11 protein-coding genes and 3 pseudogenes are annotated in these 11,273 nt (G+C 37.5%); 2 read left to right on the top strand and 12 right to left on the bottom strand.

Annotated elements, in window-relative coordinates; genetic code table 11:
- From QM857_RS09065 to QM857_RS09050, 4 genes are all read right to left on the bottom strand, one after another.
- Positions 1-228: DUF389 domain-containing protein (locus QM857_RS09065; protein ID WP_141754478.1), on the bottom strand; the 228-nt coding region annotated here is incomplete at its 3' end.
- Positions 225-548: a potassium channel family protein gene (locus QM857_RS09060; protein ID WP_000825751.1), complete on the bottom strand. Its 324-nt coding sequence runs from the start codon at positions 546-548 to the stop codon at positions 225-227. The genes QM857_RS09065 and QM857_RS09060, both read right to left, overlap by 4 nt.
- Before the next feature lie 13 nt (positions 549-561).
- A complete protein-coding gene (locus QM857_RS09055; RefSeq protein WP_000397556.1) occupies positions 562-903 on the bottom strand; it encodes a hypothetical protein in 342 nt (113 codons plus the stop codon).
- Positions 828-1,130, bottom strand: coding sequence for a TMEM175 family protein (locus QM857_RS09050; RefSeq protein ID WP_006151097.1), 303 nt, complete (start codon positions 1,128-1,130; stop codon positions 828-830). Before QM857_RS09050 ends, QM857_RS09055 begins: the two co-directional genes overlap by 76 nt.
- Before the next feature lie 794 nt (positions 1,131-1,924).
- Between QM857_RS09050 and gshAB the strand changes: the two genes are divergently transcribed.
- Positions 1,925-4,171, top strand: a complete 2,247-nt coding sequence (gshAB, locus tag QM857_RS09045; protein ID WP_075228773.1) for a bifunctional glutamate--cysteine ligase GshA/glutathione synthetase GshB — start codon at positions 1,925-1,927, stop codon at positions 4,169-4,171.
- Positions 4,172-4,307: 136 nt separating this feature from the next.
- A pseudogene (locus QM857_RS09040) lies at positions 4,308-4,629 on the top strand (transposase); the annotation flags it as partial.
- Between the two features lie 295 nt (positions 4,630-4,924).
- On the opposite strand, the gene QM857_RS09035 reads toward QM857_RS09040, so the two are convergent.
- The 8 genes and pseudogenes from QM857_RS09035 to QM857_RS09000 all read right to left on the bottom strand — a co-directional run.
- Positions 4,925-5,209, bottom strand: a complete 285-nt coding sequence (locus QM857_RS09035; RefSeq protein ID WP_414262045.1) for a hypothetical protein — start codon at positions 5,207-5,209, stop codon at positions 4,925-4,927.
- 69 nt (positions 5,210-5,278) lie between these two features.
- Entirely contained in the window at positions 5,279-5,413 is a 135-nt protein-coding gene (locus tag QM857_RS09030) for a hypothetical protein (RefSeq protein ID WP_003004655.1), read from the bottom strand.
- Positions 5,414-5,458: 45 nt separating this feature from the next.
- Positions 5,459-5,797 (bottom strand): Cd(II)/Zn(II)-sensing metalloregulatory transcriptional regulator CadX, encoded by a 339-nt coding sequence (cadX, locus tag QM857_RS09025; protein WP_414275750.1) that lies wholly within the window; start codon positions 5,795-5,797, stop codon positions 5,459-5,461.
- 11 nt (positions 5,798-5,808) lie between these two features.
- Complete coding sequence (locus tag QM857_RS09020; protein WP_414275749.1) at positions 5,809-6,423, bottom strand: CadD family cadmium resistance transporter; 615 nt, start codon at positions 6,421-6,423, stop codon at positions 5,809-5,811.
- A gap of 299 nt (positions 6,424-6,722) precedes the next feature.
- Positions 6,723-8,786 (bottom strand): heavy metal translocating P-type ATPase, encoded by a 2,064-nt coding sequence (locus QM857_RS09015; protein WP_002893754.1) that lies wholly within the window; start codon positions 8,784-8,786, stop codon positions 6,723-6,725.
- A gap of 1 nt (position 8,787) precedes the next feature.
- Entirely contained in the window at positions 8,788-9,066 is a 279-nt protein-coding gene (locus QM857_RS09010) for a DUF6110 family protein (protein WP_002893755.1), read from the bottom strand.
- 180 nt (positions 9,067-9,246) lie between these two features.
- Positions 9,247-9,837: pseudogene (locus QM857_RS09005) on the bottom strand (transposase); the annotation flags it as partial.
- 487 nt (positions 9,838-10,324) lie between these two features.
- Positions 10,325-11,273, bottom strand: a pseudogene (locus QM857_RS09000) (DUF389 domain-containing protein); the annotation flags it as partial.

The following is an 11,273-nucleotide window of genomic DNA, read 5'->3' as shown; positions in this document are numbered from 1 at the left end:
CTTGATTAAACGCGTATCAAAAATAGCTAAACCGAATCCCAGTCCAACAATCGGTGTCATGAGAGGTGAAATCAACATGGCTCCTATAATGACAGCTGTTGAATTCATATTTAGTCCGATAGAGGCAATAAAAATTGCACACATCAAAATCGCTGTATCTCTCAATCGAACATGAAGGTCATCGTATAATTTCTCACGGTATTCCCGTGTTGAATAATTGGCAGTCATTTGTCCTCTCCTCTTTCCTTATTTAAATTGGTATAATAATTAAAAATAACAGCTGATAAACAGCCAAAAAATATGAGCCCATAAATCGTCAAGAAGACACTGGTAATCCTTCCAATCAAGGTCACAGCTAGGAGATCCCCGTAGCCGACAGTCGTCGAAGTCACAAAAGCATACCAAAGACCGTCTCCGTAATTTGTGATAGCAGGTTCAACTAGGAAAAGCACGCCTCCTGACCCAAAAACAAAGGTCACAAAACTCAGAGCAAACCGAGTAAAACCCGTAACCTGCATAATATGCCATAACATTTTTAAACGTTTCATTTGTTCTCCTTATTCATACTAGCTCCTGACCGAGCCGTTTTTTCCAATAATCAAAGTGAAGATAGGACATGATCTCCATCAGAGAAAGATAGACAAACTGATAGATCTGATTTAAGCTGATTATCAACTGATATTGTTTGAAAAATGACTGGAAGAAAGACCAGATATGACTGTCTTGAATCAGTCCCTTCTTAACATCAGACAGGATATTAGCTAAAGCTCCCAAGGACTGAAACGGTAAATCCTTGACATTTATATAGATCCGGTCCACCACATCATTCAGACTGGTATCTTGGATGGCATGAAATTCTCCAAAGAGAACTCCTGCCGCTCCAAGAGTAGAAACAAATTCCACCAAATAATTTCTGAGGAAATTTTCTCAACCTTTTCCCATAATGTGTTTAGTGCCATCCATAACGATCCCAACCAGAAAAAGGAAAGAAAACAAGCAAAGAAATTTTGCCGTAAATCCCAAAAAGCTTCAAGACTTGGTGTTGTTGGTTTTTCTAACTCTAAAACCAAGATGGTCATAATAATTGCTAGAACAGCATCTGTCAATACAATTAATCTGTCTTTCTTCATCGGATTGCATCCCTTTTCTTTTTTGTAACATTCTATCTTATCGCATAATATTGGATATTCTTTCATAATCCGACTACAAACAAAAATAAACCAAAAAGTATGTCCCTATTATACTATATTTAACTCTAGAAGTATTCATCCATCTAATTAATAAATATATCATATTTCACAATAAGTGAATACTATCAAAGATTCATCCCCTTTCACTTCATCATGTAGTGTTGCTTAGATTTATCAAAAACAACCAAATTTGTATTAATTTCAAGTATCACCTAGTTACAAAAATTTGGGGTGAACAGAAAAAGCATCCCGTATTTTTGATACGAAATGCTTTCAATAAGTTTAAATAAGTTTTAACGTTTACTAAATTGTGATGCTTTACGAGCTTTTTTCAAGCCTGGTTTGGAAAGTATGGATTTCAGTTGGACTAAAAACAGCGTAATATAACGGCTTTTCAGAACTATATCTACTAATTAATTTCATAAAATATGAATCATTATTTTTTAAATAGGGGAATAGTTTAGGTCTGTAAGAATTAACTTATACACTTACAAGGTTTATTCTGATCGACTTTATAACTGTCTACGAAAAAAAGACAGAAATGAGAGATTGAGTGTGGGGAAAAAACTATTAGGTGTAGTTTCAATACTTCTACTAATGCTTTTGCTTATATTTAATGCAAGTAAATAGTCAATTCGTCCGAGCATTTCCTTCTCCATCTCCGTAGCAGAAAGTTGAGTTTATTTAACAAACTGATAAAATAATAGAGAAACTAGTTATTTCGAGGCCAAATCATGAACCTATCAAACGTATTTCAAAAATTATCCCCAAATACTCCCATCTTACAAGCTACCTTTGGTCTGGAGCGCGAATCTCTACGAATCAATACTGAAGGCCGTGTCGCTCAAACGCCACACCCTGAAAAATTGGGTTCTCGCAGTTTCCATCCCTATATCCAGACAGATTATAGCGAACCTCAACTAGAGCTCATTACACCGGTAGCACAGTCGACCACGGAAGCTCGTCGCTTCCTCGGGGCCATCACCGATGTGGCTATTCGCTCAATGGATAAGTCAGAATATCTTTGGCCTTTATCCATGCCACCTGTGATTGTAGAAGAAGAGATTCAGATTGCCCAGTTGGAAAGTGACTACGAGTATCAATACCGAGTTGGTTTGGCAGAACGCTACGGCAAATTGCTCCAGTCCATATCTGGAATTCACTATAATTTTGAACTCGGCAAAGATCTGACCCAGCAGCTCTTTGAAGTCAGTGACTATGACGATTTACTGACCTTCAAGAATGCCCTCTATCTCAAGTTAGCTCAGAACTTCTTGTGTTATCGCTGGCTCTTGACCTACCTTTACGGAGCAAGCCCGCTAGCAGAAAAAGGGTTTTTGACAGATGAAATTGGTTGCGTGCGGTCGATTCGTAACTCCAACTACGGCTATGTCAATGCCCCCGATGTTCACATTTCCTTCTCTTCACTGGAGCAATACGTGACCGACATCGAAAACGCTGTTGGATCTGGGCAACTGTCCGCCGAAAAAGAATTTTACTCTGCCATCCGTTTACGCGGTGCTAAGACTAGCCGGGACTTTTTGACTAAGGGCATCTCCTATCTAGAGTTCCGCAACTTTGACCTCAACCCCTTTGAGCCACTGGCAATCAGCCAAGAAACACTAGACACCACCCACCTCTTTGCACTCGCACTCTTGTGGCTAGACGACATGGAGCAAGTCGACGAAGAATTGGCAGTAGCTGCTACTCTCAACAACCAAATCGCTCTCAGCCATCCCCACACACCACTTCCTAAAGAGGCTGACCCTAAACCTATCGTGACAGCCATGAAGGACATCGTCGCTCACTTTGGACTGGATGACTATTATAGCCAGCTTATCACTAAGGTGGAGGCCTCTCTTCTTGATCCACGTTTGACCCTTTCTGGAAAAATAGCAGAGCAGGTTGAAGAAGGGTCCCTTGAAAAATTTGGCCAACAACAAGGACAAGCCTTTCATGACTATGCTTGGACAGCACCTTATGCCCTCAAAGGCTATGAAAACATGGAACTCTCCACCCAAATGATTCTCTTTGACGCCATTCAGCTGGGCTTGAACGTAGAAATTTTAGATGAGGAAGACCAATTTCTCAAACTCTGGCATGGTGACCATGTGGAGTACATTAAAAATGGCAACATGACATCCAAAGATAACTACGTAATTCCACTGGCCATGGCTAATAAGGTTGTGACCAAAAAGATTTTGGACAAGGCTGGTTTTCCAGTACCTGCGGGAGCAGAATTTGCTAACAAGGACGATGCCTTGCGGTACTACGGACAAATAGCCAACTCTGCTATTGTTGTCAAACCCAAATCCACCAACTTCGGTCTGGGCATTTCCATCTTCCAAGAGCCAACAAGCCTTTCTGGCTATGAAAAAGCCCTAGACATCGCCTTTTCGGAAGATAGCCATGTGCTAGTCGAGGAGTTTGTGGCAGGGACCGAGTACCGTTTCTTTATCTTGGATGGAAAATGCGAGGCTGTCCTGCTCCGCGTCGCGGCCAATGTCGTAGGCGACGGAAGCTCAAGCATCCGAGAATTAGTCGAAAAGAAAAACCAAGACCCTCTGCGTGGTCGCGACCATCGCTCACCTCTTGAAATCATCAATCTGGGTGATATTGAATTACTCATGTTGGAACAGCAGGGTTACACACCTGATACAGTCTTGCCTAAAGGTAGCCAAACCTTTCTGCGTGGTAATTCTAATATCTCAACTGGAGGCGACTCCATTGACATGACTGACCAGATGGGCGAGAGTTACAAACAACTAGCTGCCGATATGGCGACTGCTATGGGGGCTTGGGCCTGTGGAGTCGATTTGATTATCCCAGACTACACCAAGCCTGCTAGTAAGGAGCTACCAAATTGCACCTGTATCGAACTCAACTTCAATCCTGCCATGTACCTGCACGCCTATACTTACGTAGGGCCAGGACAACGTATCACACCGAAAATTTTACGGAAGTTGTTTGGAGAGATATGAGAATAAGATCAGAGATTTTCTGAGCTTACTTTTTTATATTTGATAAATGGTAAAATATAGTGCAACAAAAAACTCATAGAGCCCAATCTCGTGTAAACTGTAAGTAACCACACTAAACAGAACACGGGAGAAATCTATAAGCTACCATCATATTACCATAATTGAGCGAATTAAGATAGAGACTTACCTAGAATTAGGTCTCAAACCCTGCCAAATAGCTAGAAAATTAGGCGTTCACAAATCAACCTTCTCAAGAGAATTAAGTGTGGTAATGACACTTACTCTGCACAAGCAGCACAAACACACAATGAACAATTGGCGAAGCAGAAGGGAAGAAAATCGAGTTAGACTCCTGTGAATTGAAGTAGGAAATTAAAGAGCGATTACAATCTTCATGGTCTCCAGAACAAATTTGTAGTCGTTATCAACTTGAAAATAGGTCCATGGTGTCCTTCAAAATCCAATTTGTAAAATTAAGCTAGAAAAAAGCATCTCGTATTTTTGATACGAAATGCTTTTAATAAATGTAAATAAGTTTTAACGTTTACTAAATTGTGACGCTTTACGGGCCTTTTTCAAGCCTAGTTTGGAAAGTATAGATTTCAGTTGGATTAAAAACAGCGAAATATCAAGGATTTTAAGAACAATATCTACTTTTTAATTTCATAAAATCTGAATCAATATTTTTAAAATAGGGGTATAGTTTAGGTCTCTAAGCATTAAAATAATACACCTAACTTTGGTCACCGTTTTTTAGTTATTCACTCTTTTTTCGGATAGTGTTTTTAAAGTTATGATGTAAAATGCCGCAATTAAAACACTATACATCATAATCGGAGGATAGAGAATTAGGGATAGAATCAATCCCACTCCTTTAATTATTAGGTCAGGTATCAATAACTTCCTATATTGTGCGGTAGCTTCAAGTAATTCTTTCCGATCTATATTAGGTTTATCAATTACTTTATGTAAAAACCAGTTTGCTACCGTTGAAACAATAACGATTAGTCCATAAAAGAGCTGTGCCGTATGATTCATGAAATGACTACTAACTATTCCAGTAGCATAGGGCATAAATGAAACAAAAAATAAAAGATACAAATTCTTTCAAATTCCTCCCTTTTCAACTTGGCTAACTTGACCTGCATTACCTAGGTCGCTTTGCTTTAAATTATACTTTTTTCTTAAACATTTGCTACGAGCAGGTCTTTCTTGTGAGTAATTTTCATCAAAAAATTTCATAGATAAGTCCTATATATAATCATGGTAAAGTAGTAAAAATAGTTGTTATCCTAGTTGATTAAAAAAATCTCTGATTTCCTCATCTTTTATAAAATAATATATAATTTTCCCCTCTCTTCTAGTATCCAAGATGTTTTGATTGGCTAGTTTACGAAGATGGTGAGAGGCAGATGCCATACTGAGATTTAGTAAACAGGCTATATCACAGACACAGAGTTCTTCAACAGCAAGGAGATAAAAGATGATATTTATCTGTTTACTATCGGTAAACTTTGATAAAATGCGAAGTGATTTTTGGACTTTTTCCTTTTCAAGGTAGTTCGTTGCGGTTGTAACATTTTGTTGATTTATAACATTCACTTGGCAGATACTATCTTTTTTCATAATATTTTCTCCTAGCTTAACAAAGTCCATAGTATGTCAAAAACGTTGTTTTCAATCAGGATATATATCCCCAGTCCTAAATAAACACTGGCAATAAACCATCTGCTATATTTTTCCAAAGTTTCTCCAACAGAAGGGACTTGTGCCAATTTTTGGGCAGAAAAAACCAAGAGATAAATCATGACTAGAAAGGTAAGTAAAGCCACTATCAAATTCGCTAAATTTAAGGTAATAAAATATGGGACAAAAACACCAATATTGTCAGCACCACAACTTGCAAAAGTAATCATAGCAACTAGAAAAATCAGGTTTTTATTATCTTTGCGCAAACCATCTTTTGCAATAGCTTCTCCATCAGAATCTCCTAAAAGCAAAACTTTGAGGCCTAGGAAAATTGGAATCAAACCGAGCAAACCTAAAATCTCTTTACTAGGAATATAATTTAAGACAAATGCAAAAAGCAAACTTAGCAATATTAGACTAACAGAGCCTAGAAATTGTCCTAAATAGATGTTAATGATGTCCTTTCTGCTTTTTCTTTTGGCAAAAAATAACATTAGGATAATAAGTAAGTCTACGGCTGTCCCAGAATACAGGATTATTGAAGTAACAATATTTTGAATCATAAAACACCTCATTCAAATATATTTTTGAATGTATTCTAACATTAACCTTTGTAGATGTCAACTTAAAATCCACCAATTAATAATTGCATGTCAATATTTGTATTGTGAAACTAGTTTCAGAAATATATAGTCTTAAAGTATGTCCACTGCCAATGGTTTTTTCAATATTTAAAAGGAGAGAACCAATTTGGTTCTCTCCAGGGTATAATTTTCCACCAACCCACTACAGTTGACAAAGAGCCGTTATTCTCAAATGAGACAACTCCTTTTAGTTTTTATAACCTCAGCTTCTCGGTCTCTTACCTACTTTTAATAGAAAGACTACGAAGGACGATTCTTAAAGTAGTCAGATTGTGCAATATCGAAAGATTAGATGGGCTTAACCAATTTAACAACCCAAATCCAATTAAACTTCCATTTATTACAACTGTTTCTTGAATATTTCTTTGAATTAATTTCTGCAACGATTCAGATAAAGAATTCAATTCCTCGAAGAAATCTAAACGATTATCTAATAATAAAATATCACTCATCTGCTTAGAAATATCAGCACTTTCATTCATCACAACCCCAATATCTGCAAGCGTCAAGGCAGCAGAGTCGTTTAACCCGTCTCCAACCATCAAAATAGTTCGGCCAGCTTTCTGTAATTCCTGAACCAACTGAAACTTACCATCTGGTTTTAAATCAGTATAAACGTTGTCAAATGGCAGATCTTTAACCAACTCTTCTGTTCTAGCCAACGTATCACCAGTTGCCAGAATCAGTTTTTTCCCTTGGCGCTTTAGCTTTTTCAATGCAACTTTCGCCTCGCTTCTCAAGGGAGTGTGGATACAAAACATCCCAATTAATTCTTTCTTATAAGCCAAAAACAATAAATTGTAATGAGTCTTATATTGCTCAATCAAGGCCAGCTGCTCAGAACTAATTCTTACCTGTTCGTCTTGCATTAGTACATAATTTCCAATGACAACCGATTGACCATCAATTTGCGATTTAATCCCTTTGCTTGCAACATACTGAAGCTTGCCATGCATTTCTTCGTGTTCAATGCCTTCAATTTCAGCTTGTTTAACAATTGCATTGGCAATAGGATGATAGATATGTTCCTCCAAACATGCACTTATTCTTAAAATATCTTTCTCAGTATAATCTCCGAAAGGAAGAACCTTTTCAACCAAAGGATAACTCGTCGTGATGGTACCCGTTTTATCAAACAAGAAAGTATCCACTTCCAGATATTTTTCTAATACATCACCATCTTTAATAACCATTTCTCGATTTAGACCTTCCTTTATGGCCGTAAGGTAGGCTACAGGTGTGGATATTTTTAGAGCACATGAAAAATCCACCAATAAAAAGGAAATGGCTTTTGAAAACGAACCTGTTAACAGATAAGTCAAACCAGCACCTAAGAAGTTATATTTTACAACCTTGTCTGCCATCCTAATAAAATGACGTTGTTTTGTCTTCTTACTCTCTTCAGATTTTTTCATCAGATTGATGAGTTGCAAAATACGACTGTTTATCTGATTATCAGTCACACGAATTCTTAACTCTCCTGTTTCCAAAACAGTATTCGCACATACAGAATCTCCCTCTTTCTTTTCAACAGGGAAGCTCTCTCCAGTCAAGGAACTCTCATTGACCATGCCTAATCCTGAAACCACTTGGCCGTCAAACAAGATTTCATTACCTTGGGAGACAACTAATACATCACCTACTTGAACATCAGAACTCTTGATGCTGATGACCATGTCTCCCCGCACTAAGAAAACATCACTTTCTTTAGCAAGAAGGCTTTGTTCCAAATCTGTTGCTGTTTTTTTTAAAGACCACTGATCCAGATGATTACCCAAATCAAGCATAAACATGATGTTGCTAGCTGTCTTGGATTGGTTCATAAACAAGGACAACAAAATGGCCGAACAGTCCAAGACCTCCATGGTTAGTTCCTTGCGCGCTAAAGTTTGATAGGCTTCTTTGACATAACCCAAAGCCTGATAACAAGTCCAAATATAACGAATAGGGTAGGGTACAAAACTTCGAAACAGCAAACGCTTAATCGCTGCACCCGATACAATTGAATAAGCACTCTCTTCTCTACGAATGGGAAGAGTCATCAAGTCCGAAACTTTCCCCTTGTCAATTTTTTTTAAAAAGGCCTCTGCATTTTCTAATACAGAGAAGCCTTCTTTCATACGTAGAGTAAAGTGCTGCTGATCCATATAAAACTGAATAGAGTCGATCCCTTTTTCATCTTTAGCCAAGGAACGAAGATAATCTTGAATATCCAAGGTCAGTGAAAACGAGGACGATAATCGGATATGTTGATATCCTCTGTGTAGCACTTTAAAAGACATATTATTCACCTGTCAGGCTATCTAATTGTTCTTCTTTCTTTTCCTGTTCGTATAAATATTTAGCGTCTTGTAAAACATCATCACCGTGTTGTTTTACAACAGAAACAGATGCATCCAGTCCATCTTTCAATTTGTAAGCTTTAGCCAAGGCCTTAGAATAGCCTTTCTTAGCTTCTTTACTTGCTAAGACTTTCAAGCCAAGCGTCCCAAATGCTACCCCTCCTAAGAAGAGAGATGATTTTTTCGCAACTTTTGCGACGTTTAATACTTCTTTTAACATGTTTATTTCCTCCTTGTAACTATTGTAGCGAAAAATGACAGCAAAAGCAATTGCTGATATCTGATATATAGATAAAATTCTCTATACTGATATTTAATTATATTATGATGAAAACAATATACTTTATTTTTTGATACTGTCAATAATTATGTGTAAACACTTAAGTAGAGTTACGGAGTGTTAATTAAATAAGCTTTCAAGTGTATCAGAACATTGACCAAACCCTTTATGGATTCGTTGACTTTGCTTGAAATTATAATCTTCAAACAACGTAACTAAGTAACGTTCCAGAGCCTCCTCATTAGGAAAAAGAACCTTCTTTTTCGTTTGATGTTTGATTTCTTTGTTAAGAGACTCAATGAGGTTTGTCGAATACATGCTGTGCCAAATCTGGTAGGGAAACTGATAAAAAGTTAAAAGATTATCCGTCTTCTCCAGACTTTCCATGACTTTCCTATACTTTGGTTTCCATTCGGCGAGAAAGTCCTCTAAAGCTTGTCCTGCCATTTCTAAATTTTCAGCACGATAAATCATTATAAATTGCCCCAGAATAACCGCTCTATCTGCTCGTTTCACTTTACTAGCTAGATTTCGACTAATATGAATTAAGCAACATTGTTGTTTAGCTAATGGGTGAGCCTGACTGATAATCTGCTCAAGCCCCTTAAAGCCATCTGTAACTACAAGAGAAATCTGTTGGATTCCTTGGTTTTGAAGCTTGTCTAACAGGGTGGACCAAGAAGCATTGTTTTCTTGAGGCAACTGTGCATAGCATATCTCTATGCGACTAAAGTCGCTAGAGCTATCCTAATTGCGCACCGCCAGTTCTCATAGAAAAAAACACCTTGCAAGATGCAAAGTGTTTTCGTTTGTATTCTGCTGTCCAGTGACGAATTAACGTTTACTAAATTGTGATGCTTTACGGGCCTTTTTCAAGCCTGGTTTGGAAAGTATGAATTTCAGTTGGACTAAAAACAGCGTAATATCAAGACTTTTCTCCGCTTTTATAAAAGCGTTTTTCCAATCAAATTCAACTAATTTTATCTAAATGGTGTGGATTTTACCCCCAAAATTACAGAGAATGGAGCTGATAAACACTAAACGTTCACACCATTAGTTAAATGATTTTTTTCATCATTTTTCTTAGATGATAGAACTTCTAATTTATTTCTTATTCAAGCAAAAACAACCTGCTATAAGTAAGAAAGAGGAAGATACAAGAAAAACACGGCGTAAAAACCGATTCAGTTCATTGTCCTCAATCCTTGTCTGCTTCATTTTCTTTTACGAGATCGTTTTGTGAATCTTTTTCAGAGAGTTTTTGATCAATATACTTGTCAATGTTTTCATAAAATTCCTTGGTCGCTTCACTATCTAATGTTGGCGAGTTCTGAACTTGATTCACTTTCAATTGAACAGATTGAATACCGTAAGAGGCTTGTTTTTGGTGGAGTGTTTCTAATTCTTCTTCTGAAATCGGATCTCCAACAACCGTCAAGACCAATTCATTGTTACTTGACTTGTAGACTTGATTAATAACCGTATAATTGGCGAACTCTTTTCCTACAAACTGTTTGATCCCTTCTTTGCGCGCTTGTTCTATTGTCAGAGTAACTGCCGAATAGCTAGCTGGAAGAATCAACAATACAATCAAAGAAATCAAGCCAATTCTCATTTTAATGCTCAGCTCTTTAAATGAAGTTAAAGGAGATTTTCTCATCAAAATTCTTGTTCCAACAATGTTGGCTAGCATGATAAAGACACAGTTGATCAAGAAAAGATAGAGAGCCCCCAATAAAAATCGTACATTCCCATTAGCTAAACCATAGCCAGCAGTACAGATAGGCGGCATCAAAGCTGTAGCAATGGCTACTCCTGGCACGATATTGTTTGCTTCTTTTTTCCTTGAACCGATCACACCAGCAATCCCACCAGCAATAGCAATGAGGACATCCCAAATGGTTGGAGAGGTTCGTGCAATCAACTCGCTACTTGCATAAGACAAGGGAGAAATCCAGAAATACAGAGTCGAGACAAGCAAACTGACCAACACTTGAGTCAATAAAACCTCTAGAGATTACTTGATTAAACGCGTATCAAAAATAGCTAAACCGAATCCCAGTCCAACAATCGGTGTCATGAGAGGTGAAATCAACATGGCTCCTATAATGACAGCTGTTGAATTCATATTTAGTCCGATAGAGGCA

The sequence above is a fragment of the Streptococcus infantis genome (genome assembly GCF_047463315.1).
Taxonomy (GTDB): Bacteria; Bacillota; Bacilli; order Lactobacillales; family Streptococcaceae; genus Streptococcus; species Streptococcus infantis_AB.
Note: the sequence above shows the minus strand (reverse complement) of the source record. Positions and strands in the feature narration are given on the sequence as shown.

What these genes read in the sequence shown, in the direction of transcription:
- QM857_RS09060 (WP_000825751.1), bottom strand. Translation starts at nt 548, where the DNA reads ATGAAACGTTTAAAAATGTTATGGCATATTATGCAGGTTACGGGTTTT.
- QM857_RS09050 (WP_006151097.1), bottom strand. Translation starts at nt 1,130, where the DNA reads ATGAAGAAAGACAGATTAATTGTATTGACAGATGCTGTTCTAGCAATT.
- gshAB (WP_075228773.1), top strand. Translation starts at nt 1,925, where the DNA reads ATGAACCTATCAAACGTATTTCAAAAATTATCCCCAAATACTCCCATC.
- QM857_RS09035 (WP_414262045.1), bottom strand. Translation starts at nt 5,209, where the DNA reads ATGAATCATACGGCACAGCTCTTTTATGGACTAATCGTTATTGTTTCA.
- QM857_RS09030 (WP_003004655.1), bottom strand. Translation starts at nt 5,413, where the DNA reads ATGAAATTTTTTGATGAAAATTACTCACAAGAAAGACCTGCTCGTAGC.
- cadX (WP_414275750.1), bottom strand. Translation starts at nt 5,797, where the DNA reads ATGAAAAAAGATAGTATCTGCCAAGTGAATGTTATAAATCAACAAAAT.
- QM857_RS09020 (WP_414275749.1), bottom strand. Translation starts at nt 6,423, where the DNA reads ATGATTCAAAATATTGTTACTTCAATAATCCTGTATTCTGGGACAGCC.
- QM857_RS09015 (WP_002893754.1), bottom strand. Translation starts at nt 8,786, where the DNA reads ATGTCTTTTAAAGTGCTACACAGAGGATATCAACATATCCGATTATCG.
- QM857_RS09010 (WP_002893755.1), bottom strand. Translation starts at nt 9,066, where the DNA reads ATGTTAAAAGAAGTATTAAACGTCGCAAAAGTTGCGAAAAAATCATCT.